Origin of the sequence: Streptomyces parvus (genome assembly GCF_014648875.1) — a bacterium.
GTDB lineage: Bacteria > Actinomycetota > Actinomycetes > Streptomycetales > Streptomycetaceae > Streptomyces > Streptomyces parvus.
The window spans coordinates 113,663-132,273 of the sequence record NZ_BMRY01000008.1 but is presented as its reverse complement, the minus strand read 5'-3'; the positions used below and the strand labels follow the sequence as shown (position 1 = coordinate 132,273).

The following is an 18,611-nucleotide window of genomic DNA, read 5'->3' as shown; positions in this document are numbered from 1 at the left end:
TTCGCTCCCGGAGCCGCCGGCAAAGCCAGCCGGGAAAAGGTGAGTGAATTTCTGCATCCGCTGGGTACCCGGGCTCATGAGGGCCCGGGGAGGCCCTCACCTTTTCTGGGAGGGAATGCGATGAAGAAGGTCATCCTGGCTGCGGTTTCGGTTTCTCTGGGGGCTACGGCACTGGTGGGGTGCGGCGGTGGAGGTTCCGATGAAGCGTTCGACGGAAAGAGTGCGGACACGATCGCTGAGGACGCGGTCAAGGCGACGCGTGACGCGAAATCCCTGCGGATCGTCGGAAAGGCGAAGCAGCCCGGCGGCAACGAGATCGGCATCGACTTCCATGTCGACGACCAGGACCACTGCACGGGCACCATGACCGGACAGGGCGCCAAGGCAGATGTCCTCCAGGTCGGGCAGAGCGTCTACGTACGGGGCGACGAGAAGTTCTGGCAGAACACGCTGCAGGGGAAGCCCGGCACCGAAGAGGTGGTCAAGCAGGTGCAGGGCAAGTGGGTGGCCTCCGATCCGGCGCAGTCCGGCACGGAGGGGATGTGCGACAAGCAGGCGGCCCTCGCCATGCTGGACAGCGACAAGTCCGAACGCAAGGGAATGAAGAAGGGCGAGACCACGGAGGTCGATGGCAAGTCCGCGCTGATCCTGGAGAAGAAGCAGGAGAATGGCGAGAAGATCACCATGTACGTGGCCACCGAGGGCGAGCCCTATGTTCTCAAGGCGGTTTCCGAAGGCGGCGAAGCGCCGAGCGAGACGGTGCTGAGCGATTACAACAAGAAGGTCGAAGCCGAGAAGCCCGCCGCCGATGAAGTGGTGGACCTGGAAAAGATCAACGCCTGACACATTCCGTTTTCGGGCGCTGCGAGGGAGCGGTAAAGGGGGCTCCTCCACCAGCTGGTGGAGGAGCCCCCTTTACCGGCCCCGTGGCGGAAAGGCGCGGCTCAATCCTGGACGGGATGGTCGCCCGGCCCTTGAGCCCGGCCGGTCAGCGGCGTGGGCGAGAGATCCGCCCGCTCCTCGCCCGGCTCCAGCAGCGTGTCCGCCGGTCCGACGATCAGCGGGTCCGGGTTCCCGACGGCCTTCTCGTCCTTGCTGTCGTAGTCGAACCGCGACAGGAGGCTGCGCATCGCCTCCAGCCGGCCGCGTTTCTTGTCGTTGTTCTTCACCACGGTCCACGGTGCGTCGTCGGTGTCCGTGGCCCGGAACATCTCGACCTTCGCGGCCGTGTACTCGTCCCACAGGTCGAGCGACGCCAGGTCGGTCGGCGACAGCTTCCACTGGCGGACCGGGTCCACCTGCCGGATCGCGAACCGGGTCCGCTGCTCACCGCGGGAGACCGAGAACCAGAACTTCACGAGCAGCACGCCGTCCTCCACGAGCATCCGCTCGAACTGCGGTGCCTGGCGCAGGAAGTGCTCGTACTGCTCCGTGGTGCAGAAGTCCATCACCCGCTCCACACCGGCCCGGTTGTACCAGGACCGGTCGAAGAAGACGATCTCCCCGGCGGTCGGGAGCTGGGCCACGTAGCGCTGGAAATACCACTGGCCGCTCTCCCGCTCGGTGGGCTTCTCCAGCGCGACCACGCGCGCACCACGCGGGTTCAGCCGCTCGGTGAAGCGCTGGATGGTACCGCCCTTGCCCGCCGCGTCCCGCCCCTCGCACAGGACCACCAGTCGCTGCCCGCTCTCGCGGACCCAGCGCTGGAGCTTGAGCAGTTCGATCTGGAGGACGCGCTTGGCCGGCTCGTACTCCTTGCGCCGCACCCGTCGGTCGTACGGGTAGTTCTCCCGCCACGTGTCGATCGGACGGCCCCGCTCGTCCAGCAGAACGGGCTGCTCGGGACGGCTGCCGTCCACGGTCAGCCCCTTCAGCAGCTCCGCCGGATCGGTCCCCGGTCCTTCGGTCATCGCCCTGGCCTCCCCGCTCGCCTCGTCGCCCACCGGCCGGTGCGGGAGAGGACCCACCCCGCCGCGGGTGGGTCCTCTCCCGCACCGGAACGTGCCCCCGGGATCGCCGTCCATGCCCGCGGCCCGGGGTTCAGCCCCCCGCCAGCACCTCCGCGAGATCGTAGGAGACGACCTCCTCCAACTGCGCGTACGTACAGCCGGAGGGAGACCGGTCCGGCCGCCACCGGCGGAACTGGGTGGTGTGCCGGAACCGGTCGCCCTCCATGTGGTCGTAGGCCACCTCGCACACCCGCTCCGGGCGCAGCGGCACCCAGGACTGGTCCTTCTTGCCCGACCAGCGGTTCTGCGTGCCCGGCAGCCGGGACTGCTCGTGCGCCGCCGCGTCCGCCCAGGCGCCCCACGGGTGTTCGGCGAACTCGCAGCGCAGCGGGGCGAGTTCCTCGGCCAGCTCGGCGCGCCGCTTCATCGGGAAGGCCGCGCAGACCCCGACGTGCTGGAGCACGCCCTCGGTGTCGTACAGGCCGAGCAGCAGCGAGCCGACGACCGGGCCGCTCTTGTGCTCGCGGTAGCCGGCCACCACGACGTCGGCGGTCCGCTCGTGCTTGATCTTGTACATGGCCCGGGTGTCGGGCCGGTAGGGGAGGTCCATCGGTTTGGCGACGACCCCGTCGAGCCCGGCACCCTCGTAGCGGTCGAACCACTCCCGGGCGATCTCGATGTCCGTGGTGGACGGGGCGAGGAAGACGGGCGCGGACGCGCCGGAGAGCGCCGCCTTCAGCACCTCCCGCCGGTCCGCCTGCCGGGTGGAGAGAAGCGAGGTGTCGTCGACCGCGAGGACGTCGAAGGCGATGAAGCTCGCCGGAGTCTGCTCGGCGAGCATCCGCACCCGGGAGTCCGCCGGATGGATGCGCTCGCTGAGCCGCTCGAAGTCGAGCCGTCCCTCGTGGGCGATGACGATCTCCCCGTCGATGACACAGCGCGGCGGGAGGTTGTCCCGCACGGCGTCCACCAGATCGGGGAAGTAGCGGGTCAGCGGCTTGCCCGTACGGCTGCCGATCTCGACCTCGTCGCCGTCCCGGTACACGATCGCCCGGAAGCCGTCCCACTTCGCCTCGTAGGCCATGCCCGGCGGGATCTTCGCCACCGACTTGGCGAGCATCGGCTTCACGGGCGGCATCACCGGCAGGTCCATGGCCCGATTCTGGACCCCGCACCCACCCATGTCGCCCGATGTGCGGCATATGTGCGACCCGCCTACGGTGGCCGTCATGGGAGCTGCGGTGGAGCTGGACGCGGGTGGACGGGCCGTGAGGCTGTCCAACCCGGACAAGGTGTACTTCCCGGAGAAGGGCTACACCAAGAGGGACGTGGCCGAGTACTTCCTGGCCGTCGGCCCCGGGATCACCCGTGCCCTGAACCACCGGCCGACCACGCTCCAGCGTTTCGTGGACGGGGTCGAGGGCGACTTCTTCTACCAGAAGCGCGCCCCGAAGAACCTCCCCGAGTGGATCCCCACCGCCAGGATCGCCTTCCCCAGCGGGCGTCCCGCCGACGAGATCTGCCCGACCGAGCTCGCCGCCGTGATCTGGGCCGCCAACCTCGGCACCCTCACCTTCCACCCCTGGCCGGTGCGGGCCGGGGACACCGACCATCCGGACGAACTGCGCATCGACCTGGACCCGCAGCCCGGCACCGACTACGCCGACGCCGTCACCGCCGCCCACGAGCTGCGCTCCGTCCTGGAGGACCACGGCGTACGCGGCTGGCCCAAGACCTCCGGCGGGCGCGGGATGCACGTCTTCGTGCCCATCGAGCCCGCCTGGACGTTCGTCGAGGTGCGGCGCGCCGCCATCGCCGCCGGGCGCGAGCTGGAGCGGCGGATGCCCGAGCGGGTGACGACCGCCTGGTGGAAGGAGGAGCGCGGCGAGCGGATCTTCGTCGACTTCAACCAGACCGCCCGCGACCGCACCATCGCCTCCGCCTACTCCGTACGCCCCTTCCCGCACGCCCCGGTCTCCGCACCGCTGCGCTGGGACGAGATCGACGACGCCGAACCCCGCGACTTCGACATCCGGACCCTCCCGGTGCGTTACGCCGAAGTCGGCGACGTCCACGCCGACATGGACCAGGAGGCGTTCCGGCTGGACGGGCTGCTGGAGCTGGCCGACCGGGACGAGAAGGAGCGCGGGCTCGGCGACATGCCCTACCCGCCGGAGTACCCGAAGATGCCCGGCGAGCCCAAGCGCGTCCAGCCAAGCCGCGCCCGCCACGATGACGACGACAGCGGCACGGCGTGAGCGGAGGCACAGAGCAGGGCGGGAGCAGCGAGCGGCACGGCGCGCACGGGCGGCCGCTCACCCTCCGGGAGCGCTGGGAGGCGTACAAGAACAGCCCGTTCCTCCCCGCGACCGTCCTCGTCCTGATCGTCGCCGCCGCGGCCGGTCTCTTCGCCGGCTCCTACACGTACGCGATGGCGAATCCCACCCCGCACCGCATCCCGGCGGCCCTGGTCACCCAGCCGGAGGTGGAGCGCGGTGAGGCGTTCGTCGCGGGGATGGAGAAGGCCCTCGACGCCTCACTCGAACTCCACGACTACCCCGATGCCGCCGACGCCCGCCGTGCCCTGGACGAGCAGAAGGTCTTCGCCATCGTGCGCGCCTCCGCCGACGGCGGTGTGGCGCTCGACGTGGCCGGGGCCTCCGGCGCGTCCGTGGCCGAACTGCTCGGCAAGGCGGGCATCGAGGTGGGGGACGCCACCGGCGTCGAGGTCACCGTCCGGGACGTCAAACCGCTCCAGCGGGGCGATCCGCGCGGGCTCGCCCTGTTCTACATCTCGCTGGCCGCCGTCATCATGGGCTTCCTCGGCGCGATCCAGCTCAGCGTGCACGCCCACGGCCTCAACCCGGCCGAGCGCATCGCCTTCACCGTCGCCTACGCCCTGCTCGGCGGCTTCGCCATCGCGGCGGCCGTGGACTGGTGGCTCGGCGCGGTGGACCTGCCGTTCGTCCAGTCCTGGCTGATCCTGGCGTTCACGATGTTCACGTCCGGCATGGTCTTCACGATGTTCAACACCCTGATGGGCCGCTGGGCGATGATCCCCACCTGGGGTGTGATGGTGCTGCTCGGCAACCCGTCGTCCGGCGGGGCGGTGTCCTGGCCGCTGCTGCCCTCGGCGCTCGGGCACATCGGCCGCTGGCTGCCGCCGGGGGCCTCGGTCAACGCCCAGCACACCGCCGTCTACTACCAGGGCCACCAGTTCGTCTTCCCGTATCTGGTCCTCGCAGCCTGGGCGCTGGTCTCCTGCACGGTCTTCTGGGTGTGGCGGCACCGACACCCAGGTGGCCGCGCCCGCACGCCGGAGCATGCGGCCGCGGCCACCTGAGACCTTCTCCTCACGCGTTACCGCGCGGCTTACAGCTCCTTGATGCGGATGTCGCGGTACGAGATGACGTCGGTGACGCCGTGCACCTGGAGCCCGATGTAACCGGAGGCGAACCGCCGGCCGTCGGTGCCCGGGTCGTCGCCCCGCGGCGGCTCGAAGAGCTGACCGCCGGTGTTGTCGAACTCGTTGATCAGGACACCGTTGCGGTAGATCTCGTAGTGCTGGTCGACCACCTTGATCTCGTAGTCGTTCCAGGTGCCCTTGGGCGTGACCCCGGCGCCGCCGAGACCCACCCGGTCGAAGCCGTACACCGAACCGGTCTTGTACATGTCGCCGTCCGGCCGGTCGTTGACCTGGATCTCATGGCCGTACTTGATGGCGACCCACTCCGGACGGGACTCCTCCGGGTGGTCGTGGACCTTCGGGAAGCGGACGAAGACCCCGCCGTTGGCGTTGCCCGAGCCCGGGGCGTCGTCCCGCCACTGAAGCTTGAGCGAGTAGTCGCCGTAGGCCCGGTTCGGCAGCCACAGCATGCCCATCCCGTCCACCGTGGTGGAGCTGGTGATCGAGCCCTCCTCCTCGTTCAGCTCGAACTTGCCACCGCCCACGTGCTCCCACTTGGCGAGCGAGGCCGCCGTGCCGTCGAAGAGCTTGGTGTAGCCCTCGGACTGGCCCGGCTTGCCGATGCCCGACTGCTTGGCGGCCTGGTTGATCGCCTTGCGCTCGCGCTGGTCGATGACGCCGTCGGTCTTCAGCTTGTCGAGGACCGCCTTCACGTGCTTGAGGAACAGGGCGTGGGAGGACCAGTCCTTCTCGTCCTCGATCAGCTCGTTGATCGTGCAGCGGTTGCGGGTGATCCGGTTCGGGACACCCGTGTCGACCGTGCCGACGAAGACGGTGTGCCGCTCGTCGAACTCCGCGCAGTTGGGCGCGGGGACCCCGCCGCCCTGGGCGATGGTGAACGACGCCTTCTTCGCCTCGGAGGTGTTGCCCGCCTTGTCCGTGGCCCGGTGGGCGATGGTGTGGTGGCCCACCCGGTCGACGATCACCGGGGCGGTGTACGCGAGGTACGGTCCGCCGTCGAGGCTGTACTCCACCTTCTCCACGCCCGAGTCGTCGTCGGTCGCGGTGACGGTCGCCTTGGCGCTGGTGATGAACGCGCCGTCGCTGTTCTTGTCGCCCTCGACCTTCACCGAGGTCTCCGGAGCCGTCTGGTCCTGCGACGGCGGCTCCACCACGGTGAAGTCGACGGACTTCTCGTCCGCGACGTTGCCCGACCGGTCGGTGGCCCGGTAGCGGACGGTGTGCTCGCCCAGCTCGTGGACCATCACCGGTGCGGAGTACGCCTTCCACTCACCGTCCGCGCCGAGCGCGTACTCGATGGTGTTGACGCCGGACCCGGTGTCGGACGCGGTCACGGTGACCGTGGCCATGCCCAGGTACGCGCCCGCGTCGTCCTTCTCCCCGGTGACGGTCGCCGAGGTCTCCGGCGGGGTCTCGTCGTCGGTCGGCGGGGCCGCCACCGCGAAGTCGACGGATTTCTCCTCGGCCGCGTTGCCCGCCTTGTCGGTGGCCCGGTAGCGGACCGTGTGGTCGCCGACCTCGTTCACCACGACCGGTGCGGTGTAGGGCTGCCACTCGCCGTCCGCCCCGAGTGCGTACTCGACGGTGTCGACGCCCGAGCCCGCGTCGGTGGCCTCGACCGTCACCGTGGCCTGGCCGATGTACGCGCCGTCGCCGTTCTGGTCGCCGTCGACCTTCGCCGAGGTCGCGGGGGCCTCGGTGTCGTCCCCGCCACCGCCTTCGGTGACGGTCAGCACGCCCTTCATCTGCCCGTGGCCGGGGATCGTGCAGTGGTAGTAGTACTTGCCCGGCGTCAGCGTGACCTCGACGCTGTGCTTGCCGCCCTCGGCGTCGCTCGGGTTGGCCAGGATGTTGAGCTGGACGTCCTGGTTGTACTCCGGGTCCGACGTACTGAACGTCAGCGTGTGCGGCATGCTCGTCGTGTTGCCGGTCGCCGTGCTGTTCTCGAAGACGATCGTCGCCTTGCCGGCCACCGCCGTCTCGGGCGCGGTCAGGTAGCGGTCGATGGGGTCGCCCGCGGTCCAGGTCAGCACCTGGTCGGCGGCCTTGGCCTCGGGAGCGTCGCCGCCCTTGCCGTACGCGGCCGTCGAGGTCAGCCCGAGGACCATCAGCAGGGAGGCCAGCAGGGCCACCCAGAAACTCCGCGGACGATGCCGCCTGCGTGCGAGGTAGGGATGGTGTCTCACTTCGCCGCCGCCTTCCCGACGAGATCCGCGGCGGCCGGCGTCGCGCCGCCGCCCTTGTACGACACGCGCCACAGCGCGGACTTGGAGTCGGAGGTGAAGAAGCCCCGCCCGTAGTCCAGGACGTACAGCGAACCGTCCGGCGCGAACTTCCAGTCCATCAGATTGCGGATACCGTCCGCCCCGACCGGGATGATCTTCTTCAACGACTCGGCGTGCGTGGGCAGTCCGCCCTTGCCGACCGTCTTCGGGTCGGTGATCACCGCGTGCCGGGGCTGCGTGTCGTCGTAGAAGTCACCGACGAACCACTTGCCGTCCCAGTAGGCCGGCCACTTGGCGGTGGACTCGCTCTGCGCGTCGTACCGGTAGACCGGGCCGTTCATCGTGGCCTGGCCGCCGCCCTTGAGCCAGGGCAGCAGCTGCTTGCCCTCCTCCGGCTTGTAGCTCGGTACGCCGTTGGCGTCGCGCGGGTAGTCGACCCCGCCGCCCTGCGGGGAGTACCAGATGGTGTTCGGGGTCACCGGCGGCAGCTTGACCAGGCCGTCGTTGTTCGGTGACTCGTTCTTCGGGGCGTTGCAGTCGTACCAGCCCAGCGGCTTCGTCGGGTCCGGCAGATTGCGGTCCCGGTAGGGCTGGTTGTTGCCCATGCAGTACGGCCAGCCGTGGTTGCCCGCCTTGGTGATCGCGGCGAACGTGTCGTACTTCGCCGGACCCCAGGTGGTGGACGGCGCGCCCGCGTCGGGGCCGACCCAGCCCGCGTACAGCGTGTCCGTCGACTTGTCGATCGAGATCCGGGCCGGGTTGCGCACGCCCATCACGTAGATCTCGCCCCGCGTCTTGCCGCCGCCCTCGTCCGGCTCCTTGCCGGTGAAGAGGTTGCCGGTGGGCAGGGTGTACGTGCCGTCGTCCTCGGGGTGGATCCGCAGGATCTTCCCGTTGAGGTTGTTGGTGTTGCCCGCGGTGCGCCGCGCGTCGGCGAAGGAGACGCCCTTGTAGTTCGGCTGCGGGTTGTTGCCGGAGTAACCGTCGCTGAAACCGGAGGAGTTGTTGTCACCGGTCGCGATGTACAGGTTGTCCTTCGAGTCCCAGGCCATGCCGCCGCCCGCGTGGCAGCAGCTGTTGATCTGCACCGGCCAGCCGAGCAGCACCTTCTCCGACGCCAGGTCCAGCTTGCCGGTCGCGGAGTCGAAGGTGAAGCGGGAGACCTGACGGGTCGCCATGCGCCTGTCGCGGTCGATCTTGGCGTGCGGGGTGTAGTGCAGATAAACCCAGCCGTTGGACGCGAAGTCGGGGTCCAGCTCGATGCCGAGCAACCCCTCCTCGTTCTTGACGAGTTCGTCGCCGCCGCCCTTGTTGCCGAAGACGTCCAGCGCACCCGCCAGGGTGACCTTCTTGGTCTCCGGGTCGTAGACGTGGATCTCGCCCTTGCCCTTGCCGATGTTCGGGTCGGCCCAGTCGGTGACGACCGGCTGGGAGCTGTCGGCCCCGCCGCGTCCGATGTAGAAGACCCGCCCGTCCGGTGCGGTCACCAGCCCGTGCGGCTCGCCGATCTGGTCGTTCTGGCCCGGCTGGTTGGGCTGGGTGACCCGCTCGGCGGTGTAGTTCGAGGTGATCGTCGCCTTGCAGTCGGCCTGCGAGGTCCGGTTCGTCCAGGACAGCGCACCGCGCAGATGGTCGCGGAAGTCGGTCTCCGCGAAGCTGTCCGCCGTACCGCCCATCGCCGTGTAGAAGGACCGGCCGCCGTCGTAGTCGCGGCACCAGGAGACCGGGTGGTCCCAGCCGTTGGCGCCCTCGCCCGGCTTGTACGTCAACTCCCGTACCCGCGCCACGGTGTGGACGTCACCGGACGGGTTCTTCGTCCAGTTCAGCCACTTGTCGGGGCGCTTCCACTCCAACGGCAGGTTTTTGGTGGCCGGATGGACCCGGTCCCCGATCTCCACGGTCGCCCGCTGGACGGCCGCCGGGCTCTTCGCCGCCGGACGGGCCCCGACCAGACCGGTGAACCAGTCGGAGTACGGTTCGGTGCGCGCCGCGTCATGGATGCCGAGGAAGCCGCCGCCCGCCTCCATGTACGCCTCCAGGCCGGCCTCCTGTTCCGGATCGAGGACGTCGCCCCCGCCGGTCAGGAAGACGACGGCGTGGAAGGAGCCGAGTCGCTTGCCGTTGGTGAAGACCTTCGGGTCGGCGGTGGCCACGGTGGTGAACCGCTGGGCCTCCGGACCGGTGAGCCCGATCTTCTCGATCGCCGCGATCCCGGCGTCGGTGTACGGGGCCTCGTCACCCGCCGACGCATGGAAGACCAGCACCTTCACCTGGTTCCTGGCCCCGGGCGGAGTCGGCAGCGACAACGTTGTCGTCATCTTCTCCACCAGGGCCCGGTCCGGCGATGTGTCCGCGCTGGCCGGGCCTCCGCTGCCCAGCATGGACACGGTCAGCGCACCGGCCGCCACGGCCGCCGCGAGGCCGCGTCGTGATCTGGACCGGTGATGTGATGCGCGCTGCATGTGGTCACCCACCCCTCTGTGGTCACTGCACCTCTCGGTGACTGTGGCTTGCTCACTCTGCGTCAGAACGTTTCAGCAGCTCTTGATTCACTGCGACAGCGCACGAAGCTAGACCTCTTTTCGCGGTCCGCCAATAGCTACGGCAGCAATCGCACGAACTTTGTCCTGAGTGTGGATAAACGGAGTGGCCCCGGCTACGGTGTGGCCCGTTCCGGGATCCCGCGAGCCCTGTTCCGTACCGGCGGCTTCGCCAGTTTCCTTATCGCAGTGGGGAGTTCGACATGGACCGAAGGACCTTCAGCCGGCGGATGCTGGTCGGCGGCGCGGCGGTCGCCGCGACGGGAGTGACATCGTTGTCGCTCGGGGCGGTGGAGGCAAGCTCGGCCGAGAATCCGCCGCGTACGGCCCCGGCGGGCGGTGTCACCCGCCGACTGAAGATGTACGCCGAGAAGTTGCCGAACGGCGAGCTGGGCTACGGCTTCGAGAAGGGCAAGGCCTCGATCCCCGGCCCCCTCATCGAGCTGAACGAGGGCGACACGGTCCACATCGAGTTCGAGAACCTCACCGACGTCGACGCCAGCCTCCATGTGCACGGTGTGGACTACGACATCGCAAACGACGGCACCCGGATGAACAAGAGCCACGTCGAGCCCGGCGGCACCCGGACCTACACCTGGCGCACCCACGCCCCGGGCCGCCGCAAGGACGGCACCTGGGAGCCGGGCAGTGCGGGCTACTGGCACTACCACGACCATGTCGTCGGCACGGACCACGGCACGGGCGGCATCCGCAAGGGGCTCTACGGGCCGGTCGTGGTGCGCCGCAAGGGCGACATCCTGCCCGACCAGACGTGCACGGTCGTCTTCAACGACATGATGATCAACAACAAGACGGCCCACAACAGCGTCAACTTCGAGGCCACGGTGGGTGACCGGCTCGAATTCGTGATGATCACGCACGGCGAGTACTACCACACCTTCCATATCCACGGTCACCGCTGGGCCGACAACCGCACCGGCCTGCTGACCGGCCCCGACGACCCCAGCCGGGTCATCGACAACAAGATCTGCGGGCCCGCCGACTCCTTCGGCCTCCAGATCATCGCGGGCGAACGCGTGGGCGCGGGCGCGTGGATGTACCACTGCCACGTCCAGAGCCACTCCGACATGGGGATGGCGGGACTCCTGCTGATCAAGAAGCCGGACGGCACGATCCCGGGCTACGAACCCCACCACCACACGGCCGGATCCACCGAGAAGAAGACCGGCGAGAAGGCAGAGAAGAAGAGCGCGGAGAAGCCCGCCGCGAAGGACACCGGGGCGGGCGCGGGGGAACACCAGCACTGACCCTGTCCGCCACCGACCCCGGCCGGCGCGGAGTCCGCGGAGGGGGCGGGCCCGGTCACGCCCGGTCCGTGTCGCCCGCCAGCCGCTGCTGCTCCTCCTCGACGATGCGCCGGGCCAGCTCGGCGTCGGACACGTCCACCGCGTCCGGGGTGGTCTCCGCGAGATCGCTGCGGCGGGCGTACGCGTCGAAGAGCCGGTCCTTGCGGGCCAGCAGCTCCACCAGGCGCTGGTCGACGCTGTCGGTGGCCAGCAGCCGGTGCACCTGGACCGTGCGCACCTGCCCCATCCGGTGCGCGCGGGCAACGGCCTGGTGCTCCAGCGTGGGCTTGATCTGCGGCTCGCACAGGATGACCACGGAGGCGGCCTGCATGTTCAGCCCGGTCCCGCCCGCCTGGATCTGGCTCAGCAGCACCGCGTGCCCCTCCACCGAGGAGAAGGAGTCCACCAGCTCCTGCCGCCGGGCCGGCGGGACGCTTCCGGAGAGCGGCCCGAAGACGTCGGGACCCAGGGCGTCGCCGACCGCCGCGAGCACGTCGCGGAAGTAGGAGAAGACGACCACCTTCAGGCCGTTGTCCCGTGCCTCGTCGACCAGTTCGCGCAGCCGCTCCAGCTTGGCGGAGGCCGCGGGCACGGCGTAGGCGGCCCGGCGCATCCGCATGAACCGCCCGGAGGCGACTGCCTCGGCGTAGGCCTCCCGGTCCTCGGCCCCGAACTCCTCCCACTCGTCCACCTGCACCAGCGCCGGGAGTTCGGCCAGCACGTCCACCTGGTTACGGCGCAGATAGGCGGGGGCGACGGCCCGGCGGAAGGCCCGCGAACCGGCCGCGCCGTGCGTCGTGCTCACCGACGGCGCGAGTTCGGGACGCAGTTGGCGCACCAGACTGCGGAACTCCTCCACCCGGTTCTCCATCGGTGTCCCGGTCAGGAACAGCACCCGCTCCACCCGCTCCGCCCACCCCGCGACCGCCCGGGACCGGCGGGCCTCGGGGTTCTTCACGAAGTGGGCCTCGTCCACCACCAGCATCCCGGACCGCACCTCGGCCGCCGTCGCCTCGGGCAGCAGATGCAGCGCGTCGAAGGTGGTCACCGCCACCCCGCCCGTCTCACGCCAGTCCGCGAACGCCGCCACGCGCTCCGCCCCGTGCACCGGAACGGCGCGCAGGGTGGAGCGGGCCCGGATCTCCCGGGTCCAGTTGATCAGCACGCTCGCCGGGCACACCACGAGGAAGTGGGTCTCGCCCCGGGCGGCGAGATGGGCGAGGGCCGCGATGGCCTGGACGGTCTTGCCGAGGCCCATCTCGTCGCCGATGATCACTCGCTTCTGCGCCAGCGCGAAGCGCGCCCCGAACGCCTGGTAGCCGCGCAGGGACACCCGCAGAAACGTGTCGTCGAGCCGCAGCGCCCGCACCCGGTCCGCGATCCCGGCGGGCAGGAACCCCTCGGCGGCATCCCGGTCGGGGCCGCTGCCGGACAGCTCGGCGAGCAGGCTGTAGTACTCGGCGGACCGCAGCTCGAAGTCCACCCAGGCCTCGGCGGGCGATGCCGGGGAGCGCAGCAGGTCGGCCGACGCCTGCGCGAAAAGCACCGGCAGCTCCCGTTCCACCGCGTCCCCCACGGCCGACCGCACCGCGTCGAGCGCCTCCCGCACCCGCGCCCGGGACCGCCGCCCCGTGAACAGCATCCGCAGCCGGCTCCCGCCCGGGGCGGCCGTCTCCACCCGGGGGCCCAGCAGTTCCGCCAGCCGCCGGGCCGCGTCCACCGCGCGCCGCGCGTCCGCACCTGCCACGACCAGCCGGTGCAGGGCGGTCACCAGCGCGGTGCTCGTGTCGTCCGGGGCATCCACGTCGATCCGTACCGAGACGGTGTCGCGCACCGCGTGGGCGATCTGCGCGGCGGCCGCCAGCGCCTGGTCGGCGGTGTGCGCCCCGACCCCGGGAATCTGCCGGAGCTCGTAGCGGTCCGTTCCGTGGACCTGCCCGACCGTGGCGAGCCCGGCCTGCTCCAGCGCCCCGAGCCGCAGCCGCCCCTCCGTGACGTCCTTGAGCCGCGAGACCGGGATGTGGGCCAACTCCTGCCCCACCAGGGAGTCGAGGAGCGGATCGAGCACGGACCGTACGGCGGCCACGGCGTTCGCCCGGTCCGCCGGCACGGCACGGGCGCTCTCCAGCAGCCGCTGCGCCCGCGCGAGCAGCTCACGGGCCGGGCCGCCGGTGGGCACCGGGCTCCCGGTGGCCCCACGCGCGAGTGTTCCGCCGGCCGAGCCGCCCGCCGCCCCGCTCTGGTTCATGTACGTCCTTCTGTTCCCGAGGGTTGTCCCACCCGCCCGGGCCCCGCTGTTCCGGCCTCCCGCCATCGTGCCACGCCCCGCCGACACCTCCGGCCCGGTCCGCCCGACCGCCGCGCGACGCGCCGGTCCAACGCTTCGCCCCGGCAGCCACGCGCTGCCTAGCCTGGGCCGCACGGCGGACGCGACCACCCGCCGGTGGACCGCGCCCCGGTCGGCCCCGCACGGACTGCGGTGGTCAGTGCCCGGTGCAAGACTCGGAACGGAACGAACCACCCGGCCGTACACGACGAGCAGGACCCCCGGACCGGACCCCGGATCGACTGAGGAGAGCACGCCATGATCAGCCCCACCTTCCTCGACGGAGCACCCAACTGGGTCGATCTCGGCACCCCTGATCTCGACGGGGCCACCGCCTTCTACCGGGGACTGTTCGGCTGGGACCTGATCCCCGGCGGCCCCGAGGTGGGGGGTTACGGGATGCTCACCCTGGACGGGCGGTACGTCGGCGGCGTGATGACGGTGTCCGAGGAGGAGGCGCCGAGCGCCTGGTCGGTGTCGTTCAAGTCGCCCGACGTCGACGCCACCGGCCGGGCGGTCACCGAGGCGGGCGGCAGCGCCGCGTTCGAGGCGATGGACGTCCTCGACTTCGGCCGCATGGGCGGCTTCACGGACCCGGCCGGCGCGTACTTCGGGGTGTGGCAGCCGAAGGAGCACCCCGGCTTCGGCGTGATCCAGGAGCCGAACGCGTTCCTCTGGGCCGAGCTCTACACCCCCGACGTCCCGGCGGCGGCCGCGTTCTTCGACAGCGTCTTCGGCTGGGGGACCGACGAGATGAAGGTGGAGGGCTCCGACTACACCTACACCACGGTCCACCCGGCCGGCGCGGGACCGGACGCGTCCTTCGGCGGTCTGGTCCGGCAGGGCGACGTCCCCTCCGAGGCCGCCCGCGGCCCTCACTGGCTGCCGTATTTCGCCGTGGCCGACGTCGACGCCGTCGTGGCGGAGGCGAAGCGGCTCGGCGGCAGGGAGACGCTGGCCGCCATGGAGGTGCCCGGCGTCGGCAAGATGGCCAACGTCGCCGACCCGTACGGCGCGGTCTTCGCGGTCATGAAGCCCGATCCGAGGCAGTAGCGCCTGGCCGCGAGGAGCGCGGCGCCCTCGCCGATTGATGAATCGTTGATCGGTTGTTTATCGCCACCGGGCAGCGTGTGCCCCATGCTGATCAACACCGTGACCGACGACGCACTCGCCTGGCAGGAGACCGCGTTGTGCGCGCAGGCCGGGCCCGAGTTCTTCTTCCCGGCCCCGGGCAGTTCGACCCGTGAGGCCAAGCAGCTCTGCAACGCCTGCGAAGGGCGGCTGGCCTGCCTGGAGTACGCCCTCGCCAACGACGAGCGATTCGGCGTCTGGGGCGGACTGTCGGAGAAGGAGCGCGAGCGGCTGCGCAGAGAAGGACGCGACCGGGGCTGACCTTCCGCCCCGCACGAACGCCCCGTAAACCCCTGGGGCGTTCGGTCCGTGACCGGCACAATCGGGCCATGACCGACGCATCGCCGCTCGCCCTCGCCGCCGCCCTCCTCGACGCGCTCGAACCGCTGCCCCATACGGAGCGCATGGGCGAACTGGCCGTGCGGGCACGCCGGCTGGCCGCCCAGGGGGCCTTGCGCGCCGTCCTCGACGAACTGGAGGACGGCGACCCGTACGAGCGGCGGATCGCGGTCATCGCCGCCGCCGTCGGCCGGGACGCCGAGTGGATCGGCGTACGTCTCGCCGACGAGGACGCCGTCGTACGCGGACACGCCCTGCGCGCGGCCCGGACCCTCGGGGTGCCGGACCCGCCGTACGAGAGGGCCTTCGCCGACGCGCCCGCCGCCGTGCGCCGCCAATTGGTGCGGGCGATCGTGGCCGGCCGCCGCACCGCGCTCGCCGACCGGCTCGTCATCACGGCTCGCGACACGTACGGCGACATCGAGGCGGCCCGCCTGCTGCCCGGCTGCTCGGCCACCACGGTCGCGGCCTTGCTGCCGGAGCTGCGCCGCTCCACCGACTGCTGGTCCTCGCTCGGCCACCACCACCCCGGACCGCTCCTGGACTCCGCCGAGGAGGAGCTGGCCGGCCTGCCCGCGACGGCGCGGGACGTCTGGTGGCAGGACGACGGGCACACCCGGGGCATCGCCGCCGCCCTCCACGCCCATCCCGACCGGGTGCTCGACCTCCTCGAACGGTTCGGCCCCACCCGTCTCCCGGCCGCTCTGCACGGCACCTTCGGCCGTCTCGTCGCCGCCGACCCGGTCCGGGTCGCCCGCCTCGCCATCAGGCCGGACGTCTGCACGCAGCTGCACCGGGCGCTCAGCGGAACCCAGCTGCGCCGCCTCGTCCGTGCCCTGCCCGCCCCGCTCCTCGTCGAACTGGGCCGCAGCGCGCCGGACCAGTTGCCCGCGTTCCTCGGCGCCCTGCCGCCCGCCCGCCGTGCCGAAGTGCACGAGGCGGTCACCGAAGGCCGGGGCGAGGGAGCCTCAGGGACCACCGTCGACACCGGGCTGCTGGACGCGCTGCCCCGCAACCGGGTCGCCCCCGTCGCCCGGCGGCTGGCCGAGCGGGCCCGCGTCCGCGGGGCCGACGCGGCCGTCCTCCTCGCCATTTCCTACCTCCCCTTCGGCGAGGCGCGCGAGCCGCTGCTCGCCGCCACCCGCGGGCCCGACGCCGACGACCGCGCCACGGCCTGGTCGCTGCTCGTCGGCAGCGCCGGCCGTTCCGGAGACCCGGCGGTCGTCGCCGCCGTGCTGGGGGACCTGCTGCGCCTGCGCAACGAGCAGGACCCCGTCCGCTCCGCCGCCCTCACCTCCCTCGCCGGGGTGAAACCCGCTCTCTTCACCGACGCGGTGGAACCCCTGCTCGACCGCGTCGCCGCCGACGCCGTGGAGGCCCGCGACTCGTCCCCCGCCACCCGGTCCGCCCTGGGCCGCCTTGCCGTCGGCGCGTTGCGCGAGCACGCGGTGACCGGCCAGCGCGACCTGCTCAACTGGGCGCTGCGCACCCTGGTCCGCATCACCGGCAGCAGCGGCAGCGCCGACTTCGGCCGGCTGGACCGGACCCTGCGCAGGGGCCAGGAGCACACCGTGTTCGAAGCGCTGCGGCCCTGGCTGGAAGCCGGCGCGGAACGCTCCGACTACGGACTCGTCCTGGCGCTCGCCCGCGCCGTGGGCCGTCGAGCCGACGCCATGCCCGGCCTCCAGGAGCTGTTGTGGCAGGCGGTGAACTACGGCGAGCCCTCGGCCGCCCGGAGCGCCGCGACCCTCTGGCTCCGCGCCCCGGCCGGCCGCGACGAGCGGGTCGAGCGGCTGCTCGCCCGGCATCCGTCGGCCCTCGCGCTCCCGGAGGTCCGGAGCGTCGTGACGTACCGGCGCACGGACCTGCTGGAGGCCTGCCTCGACGGCACACCGCCGCGCGGCCGGTTCCTGGCGCCCGGCACGCCCTGGACGGTCGAGGTCGCGGGGGCCGAGCGCTGGACGCCCGGCCAGCAGCATGTGGCTCGGATCGCGGTGGAGGGCACGGTGGCTGACGAGAAGCTGCCGCTGCACCTGCGCACCGCCGCCCTGGGCCGGCTCGCCCGCATACCCGGGCGGGGAGCCGACGCCGTACGGCCCTGGACCGACGACGAGGACGTGGTGATCGCCGAGGCCGCGCTCGCCGCCCTCCCGCACACCGACCGGCCCGCCGACGCCCTGCCCGACCTGCTCGCCCACGCCGGTGACGACCGGGCGCGCGTCGCGATGTACGCGGCGGGCCGGGCCGCCGCGCACACCCGGCCCTCCCGGCTCGTCCCGCTGCTCGCCGCCCGTACGGCTCCCGGCACCGGCAAGGTCACCAGCCGCAAGGAGGTGGTGCGCCTCGCCGCCGAGCTGCTGCCCCGCGCGGAGGCGGCCGCCCTTCTGGCCGACGCGTACGGGCAGCCGGATCAGCACGTCGACGTACGGGCCGCCTGTGTGACCGCGGGGACGCCGCTGCTCGGCGACGTACGCATGTGGGAGGTCGCCGAGCACGCGGCGGGCGGCGAACGCGCGCTGCGGGTCGCTGTGTTGCGGGCCCACCCGACGGAGCTGGACCCGAACCTGCGGCCGCGTTACGCCCGGCTGATCCAGGACCTGTGCCGCACCGGCGACGACACCCTGGCCGCCCTCGCCCACACCGCGCTCGTCCCCTGGCTGCCGTGGGCCCCGCACGCGGCGGTGGCCCTGGTCGAGGCGATCACCGATCTGGACCGGCGGGGACGGTGGCGCTCCGCCGCCGACGCCCTCGTGGACGCCGCCCTGACCGTCCCGGACACGAACCGGGCCCTGATTCGCGCCCTGTCCCTGCTGTCCACGGGCGAGACGGCGGATGACGCGGGGGCGGAGCGGGACCGGCCGGCCCGCCGCAGGATCGGCCATCTGGCCAGGACGCTGTCGCTGCGCTCCGGGACGAACAACCGGCAGGTGGCGACGGTGCTCGCTGAGGCCGGCCGGACCCTGGCCGCCCAGCGCGACCTCATGCCGGACGCCGTCGCCCTGCTCGCGCGCTCCCTGGACCTGGCGGCGGACCCGGACCCGCTGCACACCGAGCTCGTCGCGCTCGCCGCCCTGCACAGCGGCCGCCCGGCGCTCGCCGCCAGGACGGCGGCGACCGTCGGCAGGCGGGTCGTCGGATACCGGGGAGCGGAGATCGGCGATCCGGAGACCCTGCTGCTCGTCGTCGCACGGCTGGCGGCGGCGGGGGATCCCGCCGAGGGACTGCTCGCCGCCGAACTGACCGTGGCGTGCGGCCTGCGGACCGGGTGGACCGGGCCGTGGCGCACCCAGCTGCGGATGCTCCGCCAGCACCCCTGCGACGACGTACGCGACGTGGCGTACGCGGAGGCCACCGCCGAGGAGTGAGG

General features: G+C 71.6%; 12 protein-coding genes. 7 read left to right on the top strand and 5 right to left on the bottom strand.

Features of this window, described 5'->3' with window-relative positions:
* Nucleotides 1–120 precede the first annotated feature (120 nt).
* Nucleotides 121–843, top strand: coding sequence for a hypothetical protein (locus IE140_RS24200; RefSeq protein ID WP_150196413.1), 723 nt, complete (start codon nt 121–123; stop codon nt 841–843).
* Nucleotides 844–944: 101 nt separating this feature from the next.
* Here IE140_RS24200 and ppk2 read toward each other — a convergent pair whose 3' ends face one another.
* Both ppk2 and IE140_RS24190 read right to left on the bottom strand, forming a co-directional pair.
* On the bottom strand, nt 945–1,910 hold the full coding sequence (gene ppk2 / locus IE140_RS24195; protein WP_050505521.1) for a polyphosphate kinase 2: 966 nt from the start codon (nt 1,908–1,910) through the stop codon (nt 945–947).
* A gap of 130 nt (nt 1,911–2,040) precedes the next feature.
* Nucleotides 2,041–3,102 (bottom strand): ATP-dependent DNA ligase, encoded by a 1,062-nt coding sequence (locus IE140_RS24190; protein WP_150196414.1) that lies wholly within the window; start codon nt 3,100–3,102, stop codon nt 2,041–2,043.
* A gap of 76 nt (nt 3,103–3,178) precedes the next feature.
* On the opposite strand from IE140_RS24190, the gene ligD reads away from it, so the two are divergent.
* Both ligD and IE140_RS24180 read left to right on the top strand, forming a co-directional pair.
* The gene (ligD, locus tag IE140_RS24185; protein ID WP_202467594.1) at nt 3,179–4,207 is read left to right on the top strand and encodes a non-homologous end-joining DNA ligase; all 1,029 of its coding nucleotides are present in this window, start codon (nt 3,179–3,181) and stop codon (nt 4,205–4,207) included.
* Nucleotides 4,204–5,292, top strand: a complete 1,089-nt coding sequence (locus IE140_RS24180) for an ABC-2 transporter permease (protein ID WP_150196415.1) — start codon at nt 4,204–4,206, stop codon at nt 5,290–5,292. Before ligD ends, IE140_RS24180 begins: the two co-directional genes overlap by 4 nt.
* A 29-nt stretch (nt 5,293–5,321) precedes the next feature.
* Here the strand turns inward: IE140_RS24180 and IE140_RS24175 are convergent, their stop codons facing one another.
* Together IE140_RS24175 and IE140_RS24170 are read right to left on the bottom strand one after the other, a co-directional pair.
* Complete coding sequence (locus tag IE140_RS24175) at nt 5,322–7,562, bottom strand: OmpL47-type beta-barrel domain-containing protein (protein ID WP_150196416.1); 2,241 nt, start codon at nt 7,560–7,562, stop codon at nt 5,322–5,324.
* Entirely contained in the window at nt 7,559–10,063 is a 2,505-nt protein-coding gene (locus IE140_RS24170) for a ThuA domain-containing protein (RefSeq protein ID WP_229826893.1), read from the bottom strand. The genes IE140_RS24175 and IE140_RS24170 overlap by 4 nt, the downstream gene beginning before the upstream one ends.
* A gap of 281 nt (nt 10,064–10,344) precedes the next feature.
* Between IE140_RS24170 and IE140_RS24165 the strand changes: the two genes are divergently transcribed.
* Nucleotides 10,345–11,409, top strand: coding sequence for a multicopper oxidase domain-containing protein (locus tag IE140_RS24165; RefSeq protein ID WP_150196417.1), 1,065 nt, complete (start codon nt 10,345–10,347; stop codon nt 11,407–11,409).
* Between the two features lie 55 nt (nt 11,410–11,464).
* On the opposite strand, the gene IE140_RS24160 is transcribed toward IE140_RS24165, so the two are convergent.
* Nucleotides 11,465–13,696, bottom strand: coding sequence for a DEAD/DEAH box helicase (locus IE140_RS24160; protein WP_150196418.1), 2,232 nt, complete (start codon nt 13,694–13,696; stop codon nt 11,465–11,467).
* A gap of 336 nt (nt 13,697–14,032) precedes the next feature.
* On the opposite strand from IE140_RS24160, the gene IE140_RS24155 reads away from it, so the two are divergent.
* The 3 genes from IE140_RS24155 to IE140_RS24145 all read left to right on the top strand — a co-directional run bounded on the left by IE140_RS24155 (nt 14,033) and on the right by IE140_RS24145 (nt 18,609).
* The gene (locus IE140_RS24155) at nt 14,033–14,827 is read left to right on the top strand and encodes a VOC family protein (protein ID WP_150196419.1); all 795 of its coding nucleotides are present in this window, start codon (nt 14,033–14,035) and stop codon (nt 14,825–14,827) included.
* Nucleotides 14,828–14,911: 84 nt separating this feature from the next.
* The gene (locus tag IE140_RS24150) at nt 14,912–15,166 is read left to right on the top strand and encodes a WhiB family transcriptional regulator (protein ID WP_006128884.1); all 255 of its coding nucleotides are present in this window, start codon (nt 14,912–14,914) and stop codon (nt 15,164–15,166) included.
* A 68-nt stretch (nt 15,167–15,234) separates the two neighbouring features.
* Nucleotides 15,235–18,609, top strand: coding sequence for a hypothetical protein (locus IE140_RS24145; RefSeq protein ID WP_150196420.1), 3,375 nt, complete (start codon nt 15,235–15,237; stop codon nt 18,607–18,609).
* Nucleotides 18,610–18,611: the final 2 nt, after the last annotated feature.